Below are 23,049 nucleotides of genomic sequence, written 5' to 3' on the forward strand. Positions count from 1 at the left end.
CGCCAACCGGAAGCCGCCCTTCCGCGACGCGCCGCCGGGAAATGGGCACCTTCCCCCCGTTCGCGGGTAAGACTGCACCCATGCTGGGCCTACCGGACGACATCCGCGCTTTCCTCTTCGACCTCGACGGGGTGCTCACCCAGACCGCGAAGGTGCACGCCGCGGCCTGGAAGGACACCTTCGACGCCTTCCTGCGCGCCGAAGCCGCCCGCACCGGCGGCCCGTTCGTCCCCTTCGACGCCGTCACCGACTACGACACCTACGTGGACGGCCGCCCGCGCCTCGACGGCACCCGGGCGTTCCTGCGCAGCCGGGGCATCGACCTGCCCGAGGGCACTCCCGAGGACCCGCCCAACTCCCGCACCGTGCAAGGGATCAGCCGGGCCAAGAACGACACCGTGCTGCGGCTGATCCGCGAGCAGGGCGTGCAGCCGTACCAGGGCTCGGTCGACTACGTGCACCGGCTGCGCGCGGCCGGCCTGCCCAGCGCGGTGGTCTCCTCCAGCGCCAACTGCCGGGACGTGCTGCGGGCGGCGGGCATCGAGGAGCTGTTCGACGTGATCGTGGACGGCGCCGTCGCCAAGAGCGAGGGCCTGCCCGGCAAGCCCGCCCCCGACACCTACCTGTACGCCGCCCGCGCGCTCGGCGTCGAGCCCGCGCACGCCGCCGTCTTCGAGGACGCGCTCGCCGGGGTCGCGTCCGGCCGGGCGGGCGGCTTCGGCACGGTGGTCGGGGTGAACCGCACCGGACAGGCCGCCGAACTGCGCCACAACGGCGCCACCGTGGTCGTCGACGACCTCTCCGAGCTGCTGGGAGGGACGTCGTGAGCCCCTCGGACACCTTCTCGATCGACCCGTGGCAGATCACCGAACAGGGCCTGGACCTGGTCTCGATGGCCCGCGCCGAATCCGTCTTCGCGCTTTCCAACGGGCACATCGGCCTGCGCGCCAACCTGGACGAGGGCGAGCCGCACGGCCTGCCCGGCACCTACCTCAACGGTGTCTTCGAGCTGCGCCCGCTGCCGTACGGCGAGGGCGGCTACGGCTACCCGGAGTCCAGCCAGAGCGTCATCAACGTGACCAACGGCAAGATCATCCGGCTGCTGGTGGACGACGAGCCCTTCGACCTCCGCTACGGCGAACTCGTCAGCCACCGGCGCTGGTTGGACTTCCGCGAGGGGATGCTGCACCGCGAGGCCGAGTGGACCTCGCCGGCCGGGCGGACGATCCGGGTGCGCTCCTCCCGGCTGGTCTCGCTCACCCAGCGCGCCATCGCCGCCGTCGAGTACAGCGTCGAGGCGGTGGACGGCCCGGTCCGGGTCGTGCTGCAGTCCGAGCTGGTCGCCAACGAGCAGCTGCCCGGCGGCCCGGACGGCGATCCGCGCGCCGCCGCCGTCCTGGAGGCGCCGCTGCTGTCCGAGGCGCACCACGCGAGCGCCCTCAAGGCCGTCCTGGTGCACCGCACCCGCTACAGCGGCATCCGGGTCGCGGCCGGGATGGACCACGTCATCGACGGCCCGGAGCGGTCCGACACCGTCGCCGAGGCCGACGCCGACCAGTGCCGGATCAGCGTCACCACCGTGCTCGGCCCCGGGCAGCGGCTGAGGCTGACCAAGTTCATGGCCTACGGCTGGTCCGGCACCCGCTCGCTGCCCGCAGTCCGGGACCAGGTGGAGGCCGCGCTCACCGCCGCCCGGTACACCGGCTGGGACGGCCTGGTCGCCGAACAGGCCGACTTCCTGCGGGAGTTCTGGGAGGCCAACGACATCGAGATCGAGGGCGACGTCGAACTCCAGCAGGCCGTGCGGTTCGCCGTCTTCCACGTCCTGCAGGCCGGCGCCCGCAGTGAGGAACGGGCCATCCCCGCCAAGGGGTTGACCGGTCCCGGTTACGACGGGCACAGCTTCTGGGACACCGAGACCTTCGTCCTGCCGGTGCTCACCTACTGCCTGCCCGCCGCCGTCAACCAGGCCCTGCGCTGGCGGCACACCACCCTGCCGCTGGCCCGCGAACGGGCCGCCCAACTCGGCCTGGCCGGAGCGGTGTTCCCCTGGCGGACGATCCGCGGCGAGGAGTGCTCCGGGTACTGGCCGGCCGGCACCGCCGCCTTCCACATCGGCGCCGACATCGCCGCCGCCGTCGCCCGCTACGTCCGGGCCACCGGGGACCAGGAGTTCGAGCGCGACTACGGGCTCGAACTGCTCGTCGAGACCGCCCGGATGTGGCGCTCGCTCGGCCACCACGACGTCGCCGGCCGGTTCCGCATCGAGGGCGTCACCGGCCCCGACGAGTACAGCGCCGTCGCGGACAACAACGTCTTCACCAACCTGATGGCGCAGACGAACCTGCGCGCCGCCGCCGAGGCCGCCGTCCGCCACCCGAGCGAGGCTGCGGCCCTCGGCGTCGACACCGAGGAGACCGCCGCCTGGCGGGACGCGGCCGCCGCGATGTACATCCCGTACGACGCGGACCTCGGCGTCCACCCGCAGGCCGACGGCTTCACCGACCACCAGGTCTGGGACTTCGAGAACACCCCGCCCGAGAAGTACCCGCTGCTGCTGCACTTCCCGTACTTCGACCTGTACCGCAAGCAGGTGGTCAAGCAGGCCGACCTGGTGCTCGCCATGCAGGTCCGCGGCGACGCCTTCACCGACGAGCAGAAGGCCCGCAACTTCGCCTACTACGAGCGCCTCACCGTCCGCGACTCCTCGCTCTCCGCCTGCACCCAGGCGGTCATCGCCGCCGAAGTCGGCCAGCTCGACCTCGCGTACGACTACACCGCCGAAGCCGCCCTGATGGACCTGCACGACCTCGGCGGCAACACCAGCGACGGCCTGCACATGGCCTCGCTCGCCGGGGCCTGCATCGCCCTGGTGGCGGGCTTCGGCGGGCTGCGCGACCACGCCGAGACGCTCTCCTTCCGGCCCCGGCTGCCGTCCGGGCTGATGCGGCTCAGCTTCTCCCTACTGGTGCGCGGACACCTGCTCGGCGTCCGGATCACCCACGAGGAGACGACGTACACGCTGCGCAGCGGCGAGGTCCTGCACCTGCGGCACGACGGCGAGGAGGTGCAGGTCAAGGCGGGTTCGCCGGTCACCCTGCCTACCACCACGCCGCCCGGCCAGGAGCGCTTCGCCCAGCCGCCCGGCCGCGAACCGGCCCGCCGCCACCCGCAGGCGGGCCTGGCGGCCGGCAAGCTCGGCCACCAGGACCACCTCGCGGCGGAGTAGCGCCGGGTCGGCCGCCGGAGCGCCCCCGCCGCCCGCCCACGGGCTCACCCGTTCGGCCCACGCGGGCGGCGGGCCGCCCCGACCCGCCGGACCGTGGAGGCGAGGTTTGCCGACCGGCGCCCCAGCGAAGGAGTCGCACCCGTGGCGAGCGTGGCCGAACAGATGGTGGAGGTCCTCCGGCAGGCCGGGGTGGAGCGGGTCTACGGCGTCGTCGGCGACAGCCTCAACCCCGTCGTGGACGCGATCCGCCGGGCCGAGGGCATCAGCTGGGTGCACGTCCGCAACGAGGAGGCCGGGGCCTTCGCGGCCGCCGCCGAAGCCGAACTCAGCGGCCGGCTCGCCGTCTGCGCCGGCTCCTGCGGCCCGGGCAACACCCACCTGATCCAGGGCCTCTACGACGCCCAGCGCAGTGGCCTGCCCGTCCTCGCGCTCGCCTCGCACATCCCGTCCGGCCAGATCGGCACCGGCTTCTTCCAGGAGACCCACCCCGAGCGGGTGTTCACCGACTGCAGCAACTGGTGCGAGATGCTCTCCACCCCCGCCCAGCTGCCGCGCCTGCTGCGGATCGCCGTCCAGCACGCGCTCGGTTCGCACGGCGTCTCGGTGTTCGTCTTCCCCGGGGACGTCGCCGCGCTGCCCGCCGCCGGGCCGACCGGCACCAGCCACTTCCTCACCGAGCAGGCCGTCGCCGCGCCGCCGTGGTCCCAGGTGCAGGAGCTGGCGCGGATGCTCAACGCGGCCCGCAGGGTCGTCCTGTTCTGCGGCGCGGGGGTGCGCGGGGCGCACGCCGAGGTGATGGAAGCCGCGCGGGCGCTGAACGCGCCGGTCGGTCACTCGCTGCGCGGCAAGGAGTGGATCCAGTACGACAACCCGTACGACGTGGGAATGAGCGGCCTGCTCGGCTACGGCGCCTGCCACGAGGCGCTGCACTCGGCGGACCTGGTGCTGCTGCTCGGCACCGACTTCCCGTACGACTCCTTCCTGCCGCAGGCGCACACCGTGCAGGTCGACCACGACGCGACCCGGCTCGGCCGCCGCACCGCGCTCGACCTGGCCGTCCACGGGGACGTCGCCGCCACCCTGCGGGCCGTGCTGCCGCTGCTGGAGGGGAAGCAGGACCGCGCCTTCCTCGACGGCATGCTGCGCAAGCACTACCGGTCGCTGGAGGACGTGGTCGGCGCCTACACCCGGGACATCGAGAAGCACCTGCCGATCCACCCGGAGTACGTCGCCTCGGTGCTGGACGAGGTGGCGGCCGAGGACGCGGTGTTCACCGTGGACACCGGCATGAACAACGTCTGGGCCGCCCGCTACCTGCAGCCCAACGGCCGCCGGCGGGTGATCGGCTCGTTCCTGCACGGCTCGATGGCCAACGCCCTCCCGCACGCGATCGGCGCCCAACTCGCCTGCCCGGGGCGGCAGGTGGTCGCGATGGCGGGCGACGGCGGCATCGGGATGCTGCTCGGCGAGCTGCTCACCGTGGCCAAGCACCGGCTGCCGGTGAAGACGATCGTCTTCAACAACGGCGCGCTCGGCATGATCAAGCTGGAGATGCTGGTCTCCGGCTACCCGGAGTCCGAGATCGACAACGGGGACGTGGACTACGCCGGGATCGCCCGGGCGATGGGGATCCCGGCCAAGCGGGTCGCCGAGCCGGCCCGGGTCCGGGAGGTGCTGGCCGAGGCGCTGGAGCGGCCGGGGCCGGCCCTGGTGGACGTGGTGACCGACCCCAACGCGCTGTCCATCCCGCCGTACATCACCGCTGCCCAGCTGAAGGGCTTCGCGCTGGCAGCCGGGAAGACGGTGCTCTCCGGTGGTGTCGGGCGCATGATCGACCTGGCCCGGAGCAACCTGCGGAACATCCCGCGGCCGTGAGTCCGGCGGCTGGCCAGGCCCTGGGCCCGGCTCTACTCCTGAAGTGCCTTGCCTGAGAGGCAAAATCCTTGCCCGTGCGGCACGTCGGGTGTCCACTGGACACATGACCACCAGCTCCACCGGCGCCCCCGCCGCAGGCGACCGACTCGACGACCAGGAGGTCTCCGGCCTCGCCGCCCGCCTTCGCGAGCACCGCCTCAGCAGCCGCCTCACCCTGGAGGTGGCCGCCGCGCGCGTCGGCCTCTCCCCAGCGTATCTGTCCCGCCTGGAGACCGGCCGGCGCCAGCCCTCCCTGCCCGTCCTGCTCGGCCTCGCCCGCGCGTACGGCACCTCGGTGTCCGGGCTGCTCGGCGAGACCATGGCGGAGCCGGACCCGGTGGTCCGCGGCGTCGCCATCGAACCCGGGCGCGCCGGCGGCTGGGGCTACCGCCGGGCGGGTGCCCCCGGCCGCGCCATGCAGGCCCTGCGGGTCCACGTGCCGCCGGGCGTGCAGGACACGGTGGTCCGGGTCCACCCGGGCGAGGAGTGGCTGTACGTCCTGCAGGGCGCCCTGCGGCTCACCCTCGGCGACCGCGTCCACCACCTCGCCGTGGGCGACTCCGCCCACTTCGACTCGCTCACCCCGCACTGCATCGCCGCCGAATCGGACCACGGCGTCGAACTGCTCTTCGTCCACACCCTGCTGCAGAGCCCCGGCGGCGAACTCTGCCTCGGCGGCGGCCCCGCCGCGACGCACTGACCTGCCGTCAGAACACCCCGGAGGAGATCCCCATGGCCGATCCCGCCACCGCCAACCCGGCCGTCGCCCAGGCCGCCGTCGTCACCCAGGGCGCCGCCGACACTGCCACCGGCCCGAAGACCATGGACGCCGGCAAGTGGGCCAACAAGCGGGTCTACCTCCGGCTGGTGATCTACACCGCCGGGATCCACGTCTTCGCCGGCTTCATCATGCTCCTCTTCGAACTGGGCAGCCGGTCCAAGTAGTCCACCCCAGCCGTCCCGCCCGCCCCCACCCCCGAGGGGGCGGGCGGGGCACTTCCCCCGGCGCCTGCCCTCACGCGGTGCGGAGCAGGTCGCAGAGGGCCTGCACGGCGTCGGGGAAGGCGTGGTCGGGTGGGGTGCCGTAGCCGATGACGAGGGCGGGCGAGGCGTCGGCGTCCGTGTTGGCGTCCGTGTCCGCGTCCGCGGACGGAACGGCGCGGTGCCTGGCGAGGCCGTTGAGGGACAGACCGGCGTCCTGGGCCCGGGCGAGGAGTTCGGCCTCCGGGGTGGAGCCCGGCGGCAGCCGGAGGACGGCGTGCAGGCCGGCCGCGATGCCGGTGACCCGGACGTGCGGGGCGTGTTCGGCGAGTGCGGCGACCAGCCGGTCGCGTCGGCGCCGGTAGTGCAGCCGGCAGCGCCGCACGTGGCGGTCGTACGTGCCGGAGGTGATCAGTTCGGCGAGCGTCAGCTGGTCCAGCACCGGGGACATCGTGTCGGCCAGCGCCTTCAGCCGGGCCACCGGTTCGACGAGGGGGTCCGGCAGGGCGAGCCAGGCCAGCCGCAGGCCCGGTGCGAGGCTCTTGGCGGCCGTTCCGGCGTACACCACCCGTTCCGGGTCGAGGGCCTGCATCGCACCGAGGGGCTGCCGGTCGTAGCGGAACTCGCCGTCGTAGTCGTCCTCGATGACGTACCGGTCCTGTTCGCGCGCCCACCGTACGGTCTCCGCCCGGCGTTCGGCGGACAGCGGTGCGCCGGTGGGGTACTGGTGGGCGGGGGTGAGGAGGGCGGCGCCGGGGCGGGCGTCGAGCAGGTCGACCCGGGCGCCGTCGTCGTCGAGCGGCAGCGGGACGGTGGCGAGCCCGGCGGCCCGGACGACGGCGTGCTGCGGCGGCAGCCCGTACTCCTCGACGGCCAGTGCGCGGGCGCCGCGTTCCCGCAGGGCGGCGCAGAGCAGGCCGAGGCCCTGGGTGACGCCGGTGCAGATCAGCAGGTGGTCGGGGTCGGTGCGGACGCCCCGGACGCGGGCCAGGTAGTGGGTGAGCGCCTGCCGCAGTTCGATCCGGCCGAGCGGGCTGCCGTAGTCGAGGGCTTCGTGCGGTGCGGTGGCGAGGGCCCGGCGGGCGGCGGCGAGCCAGGCGGTGCGGGGGAAGAGCGAGATGTCGGGCCGACCGGACGTCAGGTCGTGCCGGGCGACGGTCCGCCGTTGGGGCACCGGCCGGGCGCCGGCCCGCCTGTTCGGGGCGGGCGGCTCCGGCACGGCCCGCCGGGCGACGGTGGTGCCGGAGCCCTGCCGGGAGTCGAGCCAGCCTTCCGCGGTGAGCTGGCCGTACGCCTCGACCACGGTGTTCCGGGCGATCCCGAGGTCCTCGCCGAGGGCCCGGGAGGAGGGCAGCCGGGTGCCGGGGGCGAGCCGCCCGTCCTGGACGGCTTCGCGCAGGGCGTCCTCCAGGGCGGCCCGCAGCCCGCTTCCGGCGGCGCGCCGCTCGGTGAGGTCCAGGTGCAGGTCGCCGCCGAAGGAGGTCCAGGAGCTGGTCACCCGGCCATTCTCGCGCGGGGCACGGACATCCGGGGGGCACCAGGTGGTGCCCTTCTCGCGACCGGCAGGACCGTGGCGGGGTCCTCATGCGGGCGGTGGCCACGGTGATCCCCTCTTCGTTAGCGTCCGTCACTGGACCGACGGATCCCGACGAGAGGATGTGACAGGGTGAGCGAGCAAATCCCACCGGCTGAGCCGGCCGAGCCGGCCGAGCCGGCCGAGCGGACCAGGGCCGGTCAGGCCGAGCCGGCCGGTCAGGCCGGTCAGGCCGAGCTGGCCGAGCGCTTCGAGGCGGAACGGCCCCAACTGCGCGCGGTGGCCTACCGGATGCTCGGGTCGATCACCGAGGCCGAGGACGCCGTCCAGGAGGCCTGGCTGAAGCTGAGCCGCAGCGACGTGGGCGAGGTGCGCAACCTGGGGGCCTGGCTCACCACCGTCGTCGGCCGGGTCTGCCTGGACCAGCTGCGCTCCCGCACCTCCCGCCGGGAGGATCCGCTGCCCGAGCAGGAGGGGCCGCCACGCCTGCCGGACCCGGTGGTGAGCGGGCTGGTGACGCTGGACCCGGTGCACGAGGTCCTGGTCGCCGACTCGGTCGGGATCGCGCTGATGGTGGTCCTGGACACGCTCTCCCCGGCGGAGCGGGTGGCCTTCGTCCTGCACGACCTGTTCGAGGTGCCGTTCGACGGGATCGCCGAGGTGCTCGGCCGCACCCCGGCCGCCACCCGGCAGCTGGCCAGCCGTGCCCGCCGCAGGGTCCAGGGCGCGACCCCGGCCGCGGACACCGACAACGCCCGTAAGCGCGAGGTGGTGGAGGCCTTCCTCGCCGCCTCCCGGGGCGGCGACTTCGACGCGCTGCTGACCGTGCTCGACCCGGAGGTGGTGGCCCGTTCCGACGGTGGCACGCTGGTGCCGAGCGTGCTACGCCGGGGCGCGGCCGACGTCGCCGCGCAGGCGGTCGCCTTCGCCCGCTTCGCCGCCGACGGCCGCCTGGTGCTGGTCAACGGCTCGCCCGGCGTGGTGTCCTTCGCCGGGGGCCGCCCGCTGTCGGTCATGTCGTTCACCATCCACGACGGCCGCATCACCGCCATGGACGTCCTCACCGACCCGGCCCGCCTGGCCGCTCTGGGCCTCACGGCCTGAGCAGGCGCTCAGATCGACAGGTAGACCGCGCTGCCGACGCCGGCGAGGAAGCAGTAGACCGCGAACGGCGTCAGGCTGCGGGTCTCGAAGTACCTGGTGAGGAACCGCACCGAGACGTACCCGGCGGCGAAGGCGGCGACGCTGCCCGCGACGACCGGGCCGAGCACGGCGGAGTTCTCCGGCTTGAACAGCTCGGGGACCTTCAGCACCGAGGCGGCCAGGATGACGGGCGTGGCCAGCAGGAAGGAGAACCGGGCGGCGTCCTCGTGGTGCAGCCCGCGCAGGATGCCGGCGCTCATGGTGACGCCGGAGCGGCTGACGCCCGGGAACAGCGCGAGGATCTGCGCGGCGCCGATCCAGGCGCCCCGCCCGTAGCCGAGCCTGGTCAGCCGGTGGTCGGAGGCGACCGCCGGGTCCGTGCCCGGCTCGTCGACGGGGGCGGCGTGCCCGGCCCGGCGGCGGCCGTTGCCGCCGCGCTTGAGCCGCTCGGCGCCGAGCAGGACGAGCCCGTTGAGGGCGAGGAAGACCGCGGCGGGGAGGGGCTTGCCGAGCGCGTTGCGCAGTGCCTTCTCCAGGACGAGTCCGGCGACCCCGACCGGGATGGTGGAGAGGATGAGCAGCCAGGCGAGTTTCTCGTTGCGGGTCTCGACGCGGCGGTGGCGGATCGAGCCGAGGAGGCCGCCGATGACGCGGACCCAGTCCTTGCGGAAGTAGACCACCAGCGCGAGCGCGGTGGCGAGGTGCAGGGCGACCAGGGCGGCGAGGTAGGAGGAGCCCTCGGCGGTCATGTCGAGGTCGTGCCGGATCCGGCCGCCGATCAGGGCGGGCAGCAGGATGCTGTGGCCGAGGCTGGAGACCGGGAAGAGTTCCGTCACACCCTGCAGCAGGCCGACGCCTATCGCTTCCGGGTAAGTCAGGGTGGACATCGCGCACCTTCGCTCGGGGGTCGGCGGCCGGCCCATTCCGGGGGCCGCCGCGAAGCTACTACGGGCATGTAGACGTCCGGCAGCCCCGCGGCCCGAAGTTCACCGACCGTACGCCTGGGCGACATGGGGGCCGAGGTGTGCGACCAACGCCGTTGCCACGGCGGCCAGTACGGCGATGGACGGGACGGCCCGGTGCGCCGCGTCGCCGAGGAGCACGACGGCGGTCACCGCGAGCGGGGTGCCCACCAGCGGCAGAGCGACGGTCAGGACGGCGGGCAGGCGGTGCATCGCGGCTCCCTGGGTTCGGCTTCCGGGCCGGCTGCCTGGGGTCGGCCTCCGGTTCGACGCCCGCCACGATGCCGCCTCCCGCAGCGTCAGGTTCAAGTCCTTTTCGCCGCCGGGTCCTTCGCCGTCGGGCCCTGCACCGCCGGTCCTCGCCGTCGGATCCCCCCGGCCGGGTGTGCCCGGCCCGCTGGGGGCGGGCCCGCGCCGGTCAGCCGACCGCCACCCGCTGCCAGCCGGACTCGCCCGCCGCCACCGGCGCGGCCGCGAAGTCGTACCGCAGCCCGTCCGGCCCGAGGGCGAGCAGCGAGATCGACGAGGAGCCCCAGATCCGCCCGTCGCCGAAGTCCCGCCGCTGCACCAGCGCGGCGTCCTGGTCCAGCGCGAGCCCGTCGCCGGTGACGATCGGCAGCCAGGCACCCCAGGCCTGCGCGGTGGGCCCGTCGCCGGTCGGCTCGGGCCGGGGTGCGGCGGCGAAGCGGTCCCGGAAGTGGTCGGCGCGGGCGGCCATCAGCGCGCCGATCCGCGCGGAGGCGGTGCGGTTGGCGGCCTGGCCCTCCAGTCCGTCGTTGAGCACCACGCTGAGCCCGGCGGGCAGTTCGCGTTCCTCCAGCCGTCCGCCGCCCCAGCTGGTCACGGTGGCGCCGTCCGGCCGGGCCAGGACGAGGTGGAAGGGGTCGTACGGGGTGGGATCGAGGTGGCCGATGCCGCCCTCGGTGACGGCGGTGAGCGGCAGCCGGCCGCGGGTTCGCCGGGTGTGGGCGGGGGCGAGCGGGCCGAAGCCGTTCAGTAGGCAGGCGGCGGTCCGCCGGGCGGGGTCGACGGCCAGCCAGGTGCCGCCGGCGGCGAGGTCCAGCCCGCCGACCAGTTCCGGCCGGTCCGGCCAGTGGTGGTCCGGCGGCAGCCAGGCGCGCCCGAGGTACTCGTCCCGGACGGACAGCAGCAGCACCGGTACCGCCGCTCCCGGTTCGATGCTGACGAACGCCGTGCACACGACCCTGCCCCCTGTCGTCGTCCTGCCAGCGATCCTCGCACGGCCGTTCGTGTGCCGGAAGTGGCCCAAGGAACCCGGCGCCGAATGCACCAGAGCGGCGGGCCACCGCGTGTCTAGGCTGGCAGCCATGACGACGACGAATGAGACCGCGACGGCGAACGGGGCCGAGACGGCGAACGGCGCCCACGACCACGTGCCCGGCCCGGACCTGCGCCTCTCGATGCCGAAGCACGCCCCCGCCTACTACCAGGCGATGGTGGCCGTGGACCAGGCCTCCCGGACGGGCCTCGACCCGGTGATCGTCGAGCTGGTCAAGCTGCGCGCCTCGATGATCAACGGCTGCGCCTTCTGCATCGACATGCACTCGACCGACGCCGTCAAGCACGGCGAGCGGGAGCACCGGCTGCTCTCGCTCCCGGCCTGGCGCGAGGCGCCCTGGTTCACCGCCCGTGAGCGCGCCGCCCTGGCCCTCACCGAGTCGGTCACCCTGCTGACCCAGGGCCACGTGCCGGACGCCGTGTGGGCGGAGGCCGCCGGGCAGTTCGAGGAGGCGGAGCTGGCCCACCTGGTCGGGCTGATCGCCACCATCAACGCCTGGAACCGGATCGCCGTGAGCACCCGCATGAGCCCGGCCGCGAGGTGAGGCCCGCAGACGTGACGACGCGGCAGGAGAAGGCCCGGCTGCTCCGGGAGCTGCATCGCCCGGGCGATCCGGTGGTGCTGGCCAACGTGTGGGACGCGGCCTCCGCCCGGCTGGTGGCCGCGGCCGGGGCGCGGGCGGTGGCCACGGCCAGCGCGAGCGTCTGCTGGTCGCTCGGCAGTGCGGACGGCGGCGGCGCCGACCGCGAGCAGGTGCTGGCGCGGACCGCCGAGGTGGTCCGGTCGGTCGACCTGCCGGTCACCGCGGACCTGGAGGCCGGCTACGCGGACACCGCCGCCGGGGTCGGCGAGACGGTCACCGCGCTGCTCGCCACCGGCGCCGTCGGGGTGAACCTGGAGGACGAGGGCCGCCCGGTGGCGGAGGCCGCCGAGCGGATCGCGGCAGCCCGGGCGGCGGCGGACGAGGCCGGCGTGCCGCTCTTCGTCAACGGGCGCACCGATGTGTTCCTGCTCGGGCTGGGCGCCCCGGAGGAGCGGCTGGACGAGGCGGTCCGCCGCCTGCGGGCGTACGTCGAGGCGGGCGCCGACGGTGTGTTCGTCCCCGGCGTGGCCGACCCGGAGACCATCGCGGCCCTGGTCGCGGCCGTCCCCGTGCCGCTGAACGTGCTCGCCGGCCCCGGTTCCCCGTCGGTCGCCGAACTGGCGAAGCTCGGCGTAGGCCGGATCAGCCTCGGTCCGGGCCTGGCCAAGGCGGCGTACGCGGCGGTCCGCCGGGCCGCCGAGGAGGTGTACGGGAGCGGCACGTACACCGCCCTCGACGGCGGGTTGACGTACCCGGAGCTCAACGGCCTCTTCACGGGCTGAGCTGCGGGAACAGGACTCGGGCGGCCGACCGTACGGGGGTCGGCCGGTCGCCCGGGACAGATTGGGGGTTCGGCGGGTCGGCGGTTCGGCGCCTCGGCGGGCCGCCGACCCGTCAGCCGATCTGTCCGCTGAGCCCCGGGTGGCTCATCTGGTTGGTCCCGACGGCCTCCACCTCGTTCGCGGTGTGCCCGACCACGGGGAGCTTGCCCGCGGTCTGCAGGGCGAGGTCGGCGGGGGAGAGGGTGAGGCCGTCGGTCAGGCCGCCGGTGGCGTCCGGCGAGGAGGCGGTCTGGGTGGTGGCGGAGGCGGCCGGGGCGGCGAGGGCCAGGCCCGCCATGGTGAGGGCGGCCAGGGTGGCGAGTTTCTTCATGCCCTGCCGAACGACCCGGCCGCCGTCAGGTCACCGGGCGGCGCCGACCGTCACCCACAGGGTTCGCACGCTGTTACTGACGAACGACGTGATCGGCTCGTTCGTCCGCCCCGGCGCCAGGGCCAGCCCGGGGAAGCGGGTGAACAGGTGCCGCAGTGCCGTCTCGGCCTCCAGCCGGGCCAGCCCGGAGCCCAGGCAGAAGTGCGGGCCGTGGCCGAGCGACAGGTGGCGGGCGGGCTGCCGGGCGAGGTCGAAGCGGTCGGCGTCGCGGTGGTGCCCGCTGTCGCGCCCGGCTGCCGCGTACGAGGCCAGCAGCGCCTCGCCGCGCCGGATCACCACGTCGCCGACCTCGATGTCCTCCGCCGCGTAGCGCAGCGGGAACTGGCCGACCGGCGAGTCGTAGCGCAGCGTCTCCTCGACCACCGCCGACCACGGCACGGTGCCGTCCAGTACGAGCCGCAGCTGGTCCGGGTGGGCGAGCAGGGCGCGCACCGCGTTGCTGATCAGGTTGAGCGTGGTCTCGTGCCCGGCGACCAGCATCAGCAGCAGCGTGCCCACCAACTCGGCCTCGCTGAGCCGCTGCTGGTCGGCGCGGTGGCCGGCCTCGCGGGCGGCGATCAGGTCGGTGGTCAGGTCGTCGCCGGGCTCGGCCCGCTTGGCCGCGACCACGGAGGCCAGCAGCGCGTTCAGGTCCCGCTGCGCGGCCATGGCCGCCTGCGGGGTGGCCGAACTGGAGACCAGGGTGTCGGACAGCCCGTGCAGTTCGTCCTGCTGCTCCAGCGCGAGGCCGAGCAGTTCGCCGATCACCTGCATCGGCAGCGGGTAGGCGAAGTGCCGCCGCAGGTCGAACTCGCCGTCCAGCTCGGCGACCTGGTCCAGCAGGGCGATCGTCCGGGCCTCGATCGCGGGGGCCAGGCCGGCTATCCGGCGCGGGGTGAAGGCCTGGGAGACCAGTCCGCGCAGCCGCCGGTGGTCCTCGCCGTCGGCGGTGACCATGCCGGGCACGGTGACGAAGTTGAGCAGCGGCCAGCCCTCCGGCAGCCGGCCTTCGCGGAAGGTCGTCCACAGCCGGGCGTCCTTGCCGACGCGGGGGTCGGCCAGCAGCGACTGGAGGGCGTCGTGGTGGGTTATCGCCCAGACCACCACCCCGCCAGGGAGTTCCACCAGGACCGCGGGACCGGCCGCTCGGAGCCGGGCGTTCTCTCCGTGCTGGTCCCGTCCGAAGGGGTCGAGTCTGACCGGTTCGGGGCGGGCTCCGGGGGTGTCGACGGCGGTGTCCATGCGGGCCTTTCGGGGGCTGGCGGGCGGGGCGGGGTGAAGGCGCTGTACAGCACCGGCAGGGCGGTCAGGGCCCGCGACCACGGGGACGCGCGCCAGGCCAGTTCACCCGGCGGGACGGCGAGTTGGAGGTCGGGCAGGCGGTGCAGCAGGGTCTCGACGGCGGTCTCGACGATGATCCGAGCCGGGTGCTGGGCCGGGCAGACGTGCCGGCCGGCGCCCCACGCGAGGTGCGCCCGGTTGCCGCCGAGCGAGCCCTGCGCGGCGGCGGAGGCGCCCTGGGCGGCCGGGTCGGCGTTGGCCGCGGCCAGGCCGAGCACGAGCATGTCGCCGGCGCTGATGTACTGGCCGCCGAGCACGGTGTCGCCGGTGGCCCAGCGGCCGGGGAAGTTCTGCGTCGGCGGGTCGCGCCACAGCACCTCCTCCAGCGCGTCGGAGACGGTCAGCCGGCCGCCCGTGAGGGTGGCCCGGAAGCGCCGGTCGGTGAGCAGCAGCCGCAGGGTGTTGCCGGTCCAGTTGATCGAGGTCTCGTTGCCCGCGACCAGCAGCACCACCAGGTGGTGCGCGGCCTCCTCGTCGGTCAGCCCGGCCGGGTGGGCGAGCAGCCAGGAGGTGAGGTCGGCGCTGGGCTCGGCCCGGCGGCGCCGGACCAGGTCGACCAGGAGCGACTGGAACTCGGCGCCGGCGCGCTGGGACTGCGCGCTGCTGTCCACGAAGTGGCTGATCAGCTCGACCAGTCGGGGCCCGGCCCCGGCCGGCAGGCCGACCAGCTGGGTGAAGACCAGCAGCGGCAGCGCCCGGGCGTACTGGGCGATCAGGTCGGCGGTGCCGTCCGGCCCCCAGCTGTCGATCAGGCCGTTGGCGGCGGCCTCGGTGGTCTCGCGCAGCTGGCGGTGGTCGATCTGGGCGAGGGTGTCGGAGACGGCGGAGCGCAGCCGCTGGTGCTCGGCGCCGTCCAGGTTGAGCAGGGTGGGCCGCCACGAGGTCATCGTCAGCAGCCGGGATCCGGCCGACAGCCGGCCCTCGGCGGGCACCCGCCAGCGGCGCGAGTCCTTGGAGAACAGCGCCTCGTTGCGGGTGAGTTCGAGCAGCTCGGGGTAGCCGAGGACGAGCCACGCCTCGACACCGGGCTCCAACTCGATCGGCGCGACCGGGCCGTAGCGCTCGCGCAGCCGGGCGTACAGGCCGTGCGGGTCCTCGGCGACGGACGGGCCGTACAGCGGGGTCAGCGGGACGCCGACGGGCAGACCGCCGCCGCGTACGGGGCCGCCGGGGCCGCCGTGCGGGGCGCCGTGCGCGACCGGGCAGCCGGCGACGGCCTGGTGGGCGGCGGGCCCGGCCTGGTGGGCGGCGGGATCGGTGGCGCCCGGGTTGGTGGCGCTCATCCCTGCAGTTCCAGGATCGAGTTGCGGTGCAGGTGGTCGACGAAGTCGATCAGCAGGTCGTAGGACTGCCGCCGGTCGCGTGCGTCGCAGAAGAGGATCGGCACGTCCGGGAGCAGGTCCAGCGCCGCGCGCAGCTCCTCCTCCGGGTAACTCGGCGTGTCCGGGAAGGTGTTGACCGCCACCGCGAACGGGATGCGCTGCTCCTCCAGCCGGCCGAGGACGTCGAAGCTCTCGTCCGGGCGGCGCAGGTCGACCATGGCGATCGCGCCGAGCGCGCCGCGCGACAGGTCGTCCCAGAGCGGCCAGAACCGCTGCTGTCCGGGCGTGCCGAACAGGTACAGCGCGAGCCGCGGGTTGAGCGTGATCCGGCCGAAGTCCAGCGCGACCGTGGTGGTGGTCTTGGTGTCGCGGCCGGTGAGGTCGTCGATGCCGGCGCTGGCGGCGGTCATCGTCTCCTCGGTGCGCAGGGGCGTGATCTCGCTGAGCGAGCCGACCAGCGTGGTCTTCCCGACCCCGAACGGCCCGGTGACCAGGATCTTGACCGCGCCCTGCACCGACGGCGGCAGGTACTGCGGCCCGTCGCCGGACCCGGTGGCGTCGGTGGCGCCGGCGGCGTGGGTGGCGTGGGCGGCTTCAGCGGAGTTGGCGGAGGCCAACGAGCACCTCTTCCAGAAGGGTTGCGGGCAGGCGTTCGGCCTGCGGAACGGGCGGGAGCACCTGCACGGCGCCGAGGTCCCACAGGTCCCCGACCAGCACCTTGACGACGCCGAGCGGCAGCCCCAGGTGGGCCGCCACCTCGGCGACGGACAGCAGGCTGTGGCAGAGCGCGAGGATGCGCCGGTGCTCCCGGTTCAGCAGCACGTGCGCGGGCGGTTCCGGCGGGTCGGGTAACGCGCTGACCAGGCTCTCCAGGGCCAGCTCGGCCCGGGTGGAGCGGCTGCGTCCCCCGGTGATGACGTACGGGCGGACCGGCCCGCTCACCGGTGGCCCCCCGCCGCGTGGTCGACGCGCGGCGGGCTGGTGAGGTGGCTGCCGATCCGCTCGACCAGGACCTGCATCTGGTACGCGACCAGGCCGGCGTCGACCGCCTCGCTGGTCACCACGGCCAGGTGCGCGCCGGCCCCGGCGGCGACGATGAAGAGGTAGCCGCCGCCGTACTCGATGACGATCTGGCGGGTGGCGCTGCCCGGGCCGCCGAAGCCCGTCGCGACGCCGCGGGCCAGCGACTGCAGTCCGGAGCAGGCGGCGGCGAGCCGTTCGGCGTCATCGCGCGCGATGCCCGCGCTGCGCCCGATCTCCAGGCCGTCGTTGGAGACGACGACGGCGTGCTGGACCTGCGGGACGGCGATGATGTCGGCGAGCAGCCAGCCGAGGTCAGGGGTGGTGGTCATGGAGGTCTCCGGAGCGCTGGGGAAGTCGGGGGGAAGCGGGCAGGGAAGGGTCGAACGGGGCCTGGGCCCGGGCGGCCGACCGGCCGCTGGCGGTCCCGGCCTGGAACATCGCCATGAACGCCTGTGCGTCGCGGGCCGAGCGGTACGGCGGGGCGGGCGGCGCCGGGGGAGCGGCGTGCTGGGCGCGCCGACCACCGCGGTCGCGCCGGTGGCTCCGGCGGGGCAGCGGCGGCGGGGTGTCGCCGGTGACGGGGGTGCGTCCGGGCGGCGGGGTCTCCACCAGGGGGTGACCGGCGGGGGAGGCCGGTCGGGGATCGTAGGTGAACGCCCGGTCGTCCGGCCCGAGGCCGGGGACGGTGGGCGGCAGCGGCTCGGTGAGCAGGGCGTTCGGCAGCAGGACGACCACGCGCACGCCGCCGTACGGTGAGGGGGCGGAGCTGAGGGTGACCCGGAAGCCGTACTGCTCGGCCAGCCGGCCGACCGCGGCCAGGCCCAACTGCGGTACCTCGCCGAGTCGGGAGACCTCCAGGGTGCTGCCGCCGGCGAGCGCGGCGGCGGCCTTGGCGACGGCCTGCTCGGGCATGCCGACGCCGCCGTCGTCGATCTCGATGACGGCGCCGTTGTGCACCGGCATCAGGGTGACGAACACCTGGGTGCTGGGCGGGGAGTAGCGGGTGGCGTTGTCCAGCAGTTCGGCGATCGCGTGGATCAGTGCTTCGGCCGCGGCGCCGACCACCGCGGTCTCGATCCGACTGCGGACGACCACGCGCTGGAAGGGCAGGATGCGCGACTGGGCGCCGCGGACGACGTCCTCCAGGGCGACCGGTTCCGGCCAGTGCCGTCCGGCCCGCGCGCCGCACAGCACGGCCAGGGTCTGTGCCAGTCGGGCCTGTTGGGCGGCGGCGTGGTCGGCCTTGAGCAGGCCCTCCAGCAGCCCCGGGTCGTCGTGGGTGCGTTCCATCTCGTCCAGCAGTGCCTGCTGGTCGTGGGCCATCACCAGGATCCGGCGGGCGACGCTGAGGAAGGCGCGCTGGGTGGAGGCGGTGAGTTCCTGCTCCTGCTGGACGGCCGCCAGTTCGGCGCCGCGGCGGCTGCGTTCGAGGAGGAGGTGTTCACCGGCGATGTGCAGCGAGCGCTGGAGGGCGTCGGCCCGGCCGCGCTGGGTGACGGACACGGCGCGGTACCGCGCGGCGGCCACGAGGGCGAGGACGGCGAGTATGCCGGTTGCCGTTACGGACCACTGAGTCATCGTCACGCCGCGAATTCTAGGGTGATGATCCTACGAAGGTGTGAACGGATCTCGCCAAGTGACCGGATCTCGTCAATATCGAGTCAATCCGGTCTCTATCCGGCCTCGTTCGACCCCGATCGCCGGGCCTGACGCTGCCTCGGTCTGGCTCCGGCCGGGCCGTCGTGCAGCGTCCGGGCCACGCCCGATGGCTGATTCGCTTCCCAGGATGTGTGGGGCGTGTGTGCAGGGTGTCGCCGAAGGGCGGCGTCCGGTGCAGGAGTGGCAGCACCACACCGTCCCCCGCCCGGGCTCCCCCTCGGGTCCGCGGGCCGGCTTCCTCCGCGGGCCAGGCGCGGAGCGCGGTGGTGAGGGTGGTGACGAGCCGGTCGGGGGCGGCGGGCTCAGACCCCCTCCACCTTGAACGGGTCGTGCTCGGCGAGCAGCTTCTCCAGCCGGGCCTGGTCCACCCGGCTGACGATGTCGTTCGATTCGTGCCGGTCCCGGATCACCTTCGCCAGCGTGAACGCCGAGGTGACGGTGTAGAGGAGGCCGATCCCGAGGAAGGCCCGGGTCCAGCCGCCGACCGGCAGGTAGGCGATCCCGGCGGCGAGGGCGGTGCCCGACAGGGCGAAGGAAAGGACGGCCTGGACGTGGTAGGCGGCCGTCGTGCCGTTCTGCATCGGTGCGCTCATGACGTCAGGATGCGGCCACCCCGTCGGGCCGCACATGAGTAGGAGTACTCAGATGAGTGCTCGGATGAAGGGTCGTTCGTTGACGTCCGATCACTCGCTCCCCGGCCGTCCCCGACGGATGGCTTGGAATCAGAGCCTCCTAGGATTAACGTTTGATAACGCAGCGCGGTCTTCAACGCCGTACCCAGACGGCACCGTGCGCCGTCGCCTAATCCCACCGGCCGGCCTCCGGGCAGGTCAGGGAGCCGGGGAACCACGTTCCCTGGGGTGAATCGGCGGGGCTCCGGCCCGGCCGTAGGAGACCTTCCTGCTCCGAACCCGTCAGCTAACCCGGTAGGCGCGAAGGAAGGAAAGGAGCGCGCCTCCGTGGCGTCGACGCACACCCCGGCACACCCGGCCGGCCCCGCAACCGGTACCCGGCTCCTCGACCACCCCGGCCCGGACGGCCCCGAGGCCGTCGGCCCGGAAGGCTTCGACCCGGAGGGTTCCGGCCCGGAAGGCTTCGTCCCGGAAGCCGACACCAACCGGCACCGGATGCCGCGTCAGACCCGCGGAGCCTCCCCGCTGCTCGGCGTCACCGCCGTCGCGGCCACCCTGGGCGCCACCGGCTTCGCCTCCGCCACCCCGGCCGCCGCCCCCGCCGTCGAGGCCCCGGACGAGACCCCGGTCGCCCTCTCCGCCGACCCCGGCCTCGCGCTCGCCGCCCGCATCCAGCAGCAGGCCGACAGCCAGCGCACCGCCGCCGAGGAAGGCGCCCGCGTGCAGGCCGCGCAGGAGGCCGAGGCCAAGGCCGCCGCCAAGGAGGCCGAGGCCAAGCGGGCCGCCGACGAGGCCGAGCGGGCCAAGGCCGCCGCCCTCACCCTCCCGGTGAAGGACTACCGGCTCTCCGCGCACTACGGCCAGAGCGCCCGGTACTGGGCCAACCTGCACACCGGCCTCGACTTCGCCGCCGACACCGGCACCCCCGTCCACGCGCTCGGCCAGGGCACCATCACCTCGGCCGGCTGGTCCGGCTCGTACGGCTACCGGATCGTCGAGACGCTGCCCGACGGCACCGAGATCTGGTACTGCCACCTCTCCTCGATCATCAAGGGCTCCGGCCAGGTCACCTCCGGCCAGCAGATCGGCAAGGTCGGCGCGACCGGCAACGTCACCGGCCCGCACCTGCACCTGGAAGTCCGCCCCGGCGGCGGCGCCCCGGTCGACCCGGAGACCTGGCTCGAGCAGCGCGGCCTCACCCCCTGACACCCGGCGCGCAGCACGGCGCCCCCGCCCGGCCGCCCGGCGGTCTCCGGGGGCGCCGCGCCGTACGTCATTCCTCCGCGGGCAACTGCGCCAGGTACGCGTCGATCTCCTCCGGGCCCGGCTCCGGCGCCAGCTCCGGGAACTCCTCCACCAGCAGCCGCGGCAGCCCCGGCACCGTCCACTCGCCGAACAGGTCGAGCGCCGCCCCGACCGCCGCCTCCTCGAACTGCCCGAAGTCCCCGGCCAGTTCGTCCGGCATCGGCCGGCCCAGCGCGGTCAGCTCGGCCAGGTTGCGGTAGCTGCGCCGCATCAGGCCCTGCTCCAGCAGCCGCCGCGCGCCGTCGGTGGCCATGCCGACCGACAGCAGCCGGCCGAGCCCCCAGCCCTGCGGGTCCGGCTCGTCCAGCCAGCCGGCCGGAGCCAGCGCCTCGTACGCGGCGAGCCGCTCCTCCTCCGCCAGCTCGGCGAAGCCGGTCAGCCAGGCCCGCACCGCTTCCCCGTCCGCGACCTCCACCCCGTGCGCGTGCAGCAGCACCGCGTACAGCCGGGGCCAGGTCACCAGGTCGGCGCGGCGCAGCAGCCCGGCCGCGACCTCGCCCTGCCACTCGGCCTCCGCGTGCAGCCGCTCCTGGCGCTTGGCGTTGAGCCGACGGGCCGCCCGCTGGTGGTCGACCAGCAGCCGGACGGCGTCGCCGTACGCGAGCGGATCCTCCTCGGGCGCGGGTTGGACGTACAGGTGGAGCCGCTCGTACAGGAGGTGCTCCACCGCGTTCGAGGTCAGTTCGGGCCAGCCGTCGTGCATCCTGCCGTCGCCCAGCTCCAGCAGTGCCAGCACCGCGCGCAGTGGCGCCTCGGCCACCGGCGCGCGGCCCTGCTCGGCCGCCCAGGCGAGCAGGTCGGCGGCCCTGGTGCGCGGGGGGAGCCGCAGGTCTTCGTCGTTCATAGTCCGAACGGTAGCCGCCGGGCGCGGGTAGGGTCGGCAGCCATGGTCCCCGTACGACTCACCGGCCCCCGGCTGGCCATCCGCGAGTACCACCACACCGAGGGTGACGTGGACGCGCTGCACGCGCTGCTCGGGGATCCGGAGGTCACCCGCTTCCTGCCGTTCGAGCCGTGCGACCGCGAGACCTGCGCCGACCAGATCGCGCTGTACCTGGAGGAGGCGATGGCCGAGGAGCGGGACACCTACCGGCTCGCCGTCACCAGGCTCGCCGATGCCGAGGACCCGCAGGACGCGACGCCGATCGCCCAGGCCTCGCTCACCCTCGGCGCCTTCCGCTCCGCGCACCTCGGCTACGTCCTCGGCCGCGAGGTCCGGGGCCACGGCTATGCGGGCGAGATCGCCGGCCTGGTCTGCGACTTCGTCTTCCGCGACCTGGACCTGCACCGGCTGGCCGCCCGGGTCGACGTGGAGAACGCGGCGTCGGTCAAGGTGCTCGCCCGGCTCGGATTCCGGCTGGAGGGGCGGGTGCGGCACGACTGGTTCCGGGGCGGCGTCTGGCGCGACTCGTACCTCTACTCGCTGCTCGCCGACGAATGGCCGGGCCCGGCCCGCTGAACCCCGGCGTCGGCAGTCCACGCACCAGCGCCGGGCGGCGGCCCGCACCCGACGGACCGGGGGTTAACCCCACCCCCGATCCGCCAGGCCTCCGGATCCCCTCCGACCAGCGCTTCGACCAGACTGGACGTCGTCAGGGAACACGAACGACCGTCACAACGAGGGGCCGGGGGCCGGGACATGAGCAGCAGCCCAAGCACGCAGGACCAGGAGCGGGACGTCCTGGGCGGTTACGGCGAGGACGTCCTGGGCGGTTACGGCGCCGATCCCCGCCCCGCCGCCCGGGCCCGCCGGACGGAGCAGCCGCCGCCGTTCTGGCTCGCACCGCTCTCCCGGCACCACTTCCGCGAGATCGGCTACGTGCTCACCGCCCTGCCGGTGGCGATCGCCGGCTTCGCCGTCGCGATCACCCTGTTCTGCTTCGGCCTCGGCACCTTCGTCACCGTTCTCGGCCTGCCCGTGCTGGCTGCCCTGACCACCGTCTGCCGCGGCTTCGGCCGGCTGGAACGGGCCCGGGTCCGCGGCATGCTGGGCCTGGACGTCCAGGGCCCGAAGCCGGTGCGGCGGCCCCACCCGGGCAACTGGGGCGCGATCACCGCGCGGCTGACCGACCTGTCGGGCTGGAAGGCCGCGCTGTACCAGGTGGTGATGTTCCCGTGGGCGGTCTTCAGCTTCACCGTGACGCTGGTGTTCCTGCTGGTCGGCTGGCTGATGGCGCTCTACCCGGTCTACCACTGGGTCTTCCCGGCCTACACCCCGTGGCGCGGGTACCGGGTGTTCGACTACCGCGACGGCCAGCACGTCCAGCACGTGTACTACCTCGAGGGGGCGTGGCAGATCGCCGGGGTGTCGCTGCTCGGGGTGCTGCTGGTCTTCCTCACCGCGCGGCTGGTCCGCGGTCTGACGAACGTCAACCGGGTCGCCGCCCAGGGCCTGCTCGGCCGCTGAAGCGGGCAGGCATTCCCACCGTCATGTCATGGCCGTCATGTAATGGTCAGTTCGGTGTTTCACTCCTATACTCACCGCATGACCGAGACGATGATCCGGCGTGCCGATGCGGTCGACGCCGACCGGCTCACCGAGCTGATCCAGGCCTCCAGCGCCTACCACGGCCCCTACTTCGCGATGATCGACGGCTACCGGGTGACGCCCGACTACCTCGCACAGCACGAGGTGCGGATGGCCGTGAGCACCGACGACCGCGTGCTCGGCTTCTACGCGCTGATCCGCGAACCGGCCGAGCTGGACCTCATGTTCGTCGCCGACGACGCCCAGGGGCTGGGCATCGGACGGCAGCTGATCGCGGACATGCTCGACCGCGCCCGGGAGGCCGGCACCACCTCCGTCAAGGTCGTGTCGCACCCGCCCGCCGAACGCTTCTACCTGCGGATGGGCGCCCAGCGCACCGGCACCCGCCCACCGCGCTCCAAGACTCCCTGGGAGCAGCCCGAACTGCGCTTCACCATCTGAT

The 23,049-nt window shown here is 74.2% G+C and carries 25 protein-coding genes and 1 riboswitch; of the genes, 12 read left to right on the plus strand and 13 right to left on the minus strand.

The window, feature by feature from the left end; genetic code table 11:
• Positions 1 to 80: 80 nt before the first annotated feature.
• The 5 genes from AC0B61_RS29235 (at position 81) to AC0B61_RS29255 (ending at position 6,088) form a co-directional block, all read left to right on the plus strand.
• Positions 81 to 827, plus strand: a complete 747-nt coding sequence (locus AC0B61_RS29235) for an HAD family hydrolase (RefSeq protein WP_471744232.1) — start codon at positions 81 to 83, stop codon at positions 825 to 827.
• Complete coding sequence (locus tag AC0B61_RS29240) at positions 824 to 3,229, plus strand: glycoside hydrolase family 65 protein (protein ID WP_471744234.1); 2,406 nt, start codon at positions 824 to 826, stop codon at positions 3,227 to 3,229. Before AC0B61_RS29235 ends, AC0B61_RS29240 begins: the two co-directional genes overlap by 4 nt.
• 141 nt (positions 3,230 to 3,370) lie before the next feature.
• On the plus strand, positions 3,371 to 5,104 hold the full coding sequence (locus AC0B61_RS29245) for a pyruvate dehydrogenase (protein ID WP_471744236.1): 1,734 nt from the start codon (positions 3,371 to 3,373) through the stop codon (positions 5,102 to 5,104).
• 103 nt (positions 5,105 to 5,207) lie between these two features.
• Complete coding sequence (locus tag AC0B61_RS29250) at positions 5,208 to 5,843, plus strand: helix-turn-helix domain-containing protein (protein WP_471744238.1); 636 nt, start codon at positions 5,208 to 5,210, stop codon at positions 5,841 to 5,843.
• Between the two features lie 32 nt (positions 5,844 to 5,875).
• A complete protein-coding gene (locus AC0B61_RS29255) occupies positions 5,876 to 6,088 on the plus strand; it encodes a DUF6126 family protein (protein WP_471744240.1) in 213 nt (70 codons plus the stop codon).
• Positions 6,089 to 6,158: 70 nt separating this feature from the next.
• Here the strand turns inward: AC0B61_RS29255 and pdxR are convergent, their stop codons facing one another.
• Complete coding sequence (pdxR, locus tag AC0B61_RS29260; protein ID WP_471744242.1) at positions 6,159 to 7,622, minus strand: MocR-like pyridoxine biosynthesis transcription factor PdxR; 1,464 nt, start codon at positions 7,620 to 7,622, stop codon at positions 6,159 to 6,161.
• Between the two features lie 273 nt (positions 7,623 to 7,895).
• Here pdxR and sigJ point away from each other — a divergent pair, with 273 nt between their 5' ends.
• On the plus strand, positions 7,896 to 8,762 hold the full coding sequence (gene sigJ / locus AC0B61_RS29265; RefSeq protein WP_471744305.1) for an RNA polymerase sigma factor SigJ: 867 nt from the start codon (positions 7,896 to 7,898) through the stop codon (positions 8,760 to 8,762).
• An 8-nt stretch (positions 8,763 to 8,770) separates the two neighbouring features.
• On the opposite strand, the gene AC0B61_RS29270 is transcribed toward sigJ, so the two are convergent.
• From AC0B61_RS29270 to AC0B61_RS29280, 3 genes are all read right to left on the minus strand, one after another.
• On the minus strand, positions 8,771 to 9,688 hold the full coding sequence (locus AC0B61_RS29270; protein ID WP_471744244.1) for an undecaprenyl-diphosphate phosphatase: 918 nt from the start codon (positions 9,686 to 9,688) through the stop codon (positions 8,771 to 8,773).
• 99 nt (positions 9,689 to 9,787) lie between these two features.
• The gene (locus tag AC0B61_RS29275; protein ID WP_471744246.1) at positions 9,788 to 9,976 is read right to left on the minus strand and encodes a hypothetical protein; all 189 of its coding nucleotides are present in this window, start codon (positions 9,974 to 9,976) and stop codon (positions 9,788 to 9,790) included.
• A gap of 205 nt (positions 9,977 to 10,181) precedes the next feature.
• Positions 10,182 to 10,964: an NRDE family protein gene (locus AC0B61_RS29280; RefSeq protein WP_471744248.1), complete on the minus strand. Its 783-nt coding sequence runs from the start codon at positions 10,962 to 10,964 to the stop codon at positions 10,182 to 10,184.
• Positions 10,965 to 11,091: 127 nt separating this feature from the next.
• On the opposite strand from AC0B61_RS29280, the gene AC0B61_RS29285 reads away from it, so the two are divergent.
• The gene (locus AC0B61_RS29285) at positions 11,092 to 11,607 is read left to right on the plus strand and encodes a carboxymuconolactone decarboxylase family protein (protein WP_471744250.1); all 516 of its coding nucleotides are present in this window, start codon (positions 11,092 to 11,094) and stop codon (positions 11,605 to 11,607) included.
• Between the two features lie 11 nt (positions 11,608 to 11,618).
• Positions 11,619 to 12,428 (plus strand): isocitrate lyase/PEP mutase family protein, encoded by an 810-nt coding sequence (locus AC0B61_RS29290; RefSeq protein WP_471744252.1) that lies wholly within the window; start codon positions 11,619 to 11,621, stop codon positions 12,426 to 12,428.
• A 112-nt stretch (positions 12,429 to 12,540) separates the two neighbouring features.
• On the opposite strand, the gene AC0B61_RS29295 is transcribed toward AC0B61_RS29290, so the two are convergent.
• From AC0B61_RS29295 to AC0B61_RS29330, 8 genes are all read right to left on the minus strand, one after another.
• Positions 12,541 to 12,798, minus strand: coding sequence for a hypothetical protein (locus AC0B61_RS29295; protein WP_471744253.1), 258 nt, complete (start codon positions 12,796 to 12,798; stop codon positions 12,541 to 12,543).
• A 30-nt stretch (positions 12,799 to 12,828) separates the two neighbouring features.
• Positions 12,829 to 13,962, minus strand: a complete 1,134-nt coding sequence (locus AC0B61_RS29300) for a cytochrome P450 family protein (RefSeq protein WP_471744254.1) — start codon at positions 13,960 to 13,962, stop codon at positions 12,829 to 12,831.
• Complete coding sequence (locus tag AC0B61_RS29305; RefSeq protein WP_471744256.1) at positions 13,926 to 15,461, minus strand: cytochrome P450; 1,536 nt, start codon at positions 15,459 to 15,461, stop codon at positions 13,926 to 13,928. The genes AC0B61_RS29300 and AC0B61_RS29305 overlap by 37 nt, the downstream gene beginning before the upstream one ends.
• Entirely contained in the window at positions 15,458 to 16,027 is a 570-nt protein-coding gene (locus AC0B61_RS29310) for a GTP-binding protein (RefSeq protein WP_471744306.1), read from the minus strand. The genes AC0B61_RS29305 and AC0B61_RS29310 overlap by 4 nt, the downstream gene beginning before the upstream one ends.
• A 67-nt stretch (positions 16,028 to 16,094) precedes the next feature.
• Entirely contained in the window at positions 16,095 to 16,442 is a 348-nt protein-coding gene (locus AC0B61_RS29315; RefSeq protein ID WP_471744258.1) for a DUF742 domain-containing protein, read from the minus strand.
• Positions 16,439 to 16,852 (minus strand): roadblock/LC7 domain-containing protein, encoded by a 414-nt coding sequence (locus tag AC0B61_RS29320; RefSeq protein WP_471744260.1) that lies wholly within the window; start codon positions 16,850 to 16,852, stop codon positions 16,439 to 16,441. The genes AC0B61_RS29315 and AC0B61_RS29320 overlap by 4 nt, the downstream gene beginning before the upstream one ends.
• Positions 16,836 to 18,101, minus strand: a complete 1,266-nt coding sequence (locus tag AC0B61_RS29325) for an ATP-binding protein (RefSeq protein WP_471744307.1) — start codon at positions 18,099 to 18,101, stop codon at positions 16,836 to 16,838. Before AC0B61_RS29325 ends, AC0B61_RS29320 begins: the two co-directional genes overlap by 17 nt.
• Before the next feature lie 383 nt (positions 18,102 to 18,484).
• Positions 18,485 to 18,775, minus strand: coding sequence for a YiaA/YiaB family inner membrane protein (locus AC0B61_RS29330; protein ID WP_471744261.1), 291 nt, complete (start codon positions 18,773 to 18,775; stop codon positions 18,485 to 18,487).
• A gap of 195 nt (positions 18,776 to 18,970) precedes the next feature.
• Positions 18,971 to 19,129: riboswitch (cyclic di-AMP (ydaO/yuaA leader) on the plus strand.
• 12 nt (positions 19,130 to 19,141) lie between these two features.
• Here AC0B61_RS29330 and AC0B61_RS29335 point away from each other — a divergent pair.
• Entirely contained in the window at positions 19,142 to 20,020 is an 879-nt protein-coding gene (locus tag AC0B61_RS29335; RefSeq protein WP_471744263.1) for a M23 family metallopeptidase, read from the plus strand.
• Between the two features lie 67 nt (positions 20,021 to 20,087).
• On the opposite strand, the gene AC0B61_RS29340 is transcribed toward AC0B61_RS29335, so the two are convergent.
• A complete protein-coding gene (locus tag AC0B61_RS29340; RefSeq protein ID WP_471744265.1) occupies positions 20,088 to 20,963 on the minus strand; it encodes a hypothetical protein in 876 nt (291 codons plus the stop codon).
• A gap of 42 nt (positions 20,964 to 21,005) precedes the next feature.
• Between AC0B61_RS29340 and AC0B61_RS29345 the strand changes: the two genes are divergently transcribed.
• The 3 genes from AC0B61_RS29345 (at position 21,006) to AC0B61_RS29355 (ending at position 23,048) form a co-directional block, all read left to right on the plus strand.
• On the plus strand, positions 21,006 to 21,578 hold the full coding sequence (locus tag AC0B61_RS29345) for a GNAT family N-acetyltransferase (protein WP_471744267.1): 573 nt from the start codon (positions 21,006 to 21,008) through the stop codon (positions 21,576 to 21,578).
• Positions 21,579 to 21,758: 180 nt separating this feature from the next.
• Positions 21,759 to 22,526: a sensor domain-containing protein gene (locus tag AC0B61_RS29350; RefSeq protein ID WP_471744269.1), complete on the plus strand. Its 768-nt coding sequence runs from the start codon at positions 21,759 to 21,761 to the stop codon at positions 22,524 to 22,526.
• A gap of 78 nt (positions 22,527 to 22,604) precedes the next feature.
• Complete coding sequence (locus AC0B61_RS29355; protein WP_471744271.1) at positions 22,605 to 23,048, plus strand: GNAT family N-acetyltransferase; 444 nt, start codon at positions 22,605 to 22,607, stop codon at positions 23,046 to 23,048.
• Position 23,049 lies beyond the last annotated feature (1 nt).

The sequence above is a fragment of the Kitasatospora sp. NPDC023385 genome (genome assembly GCF_055664045.1).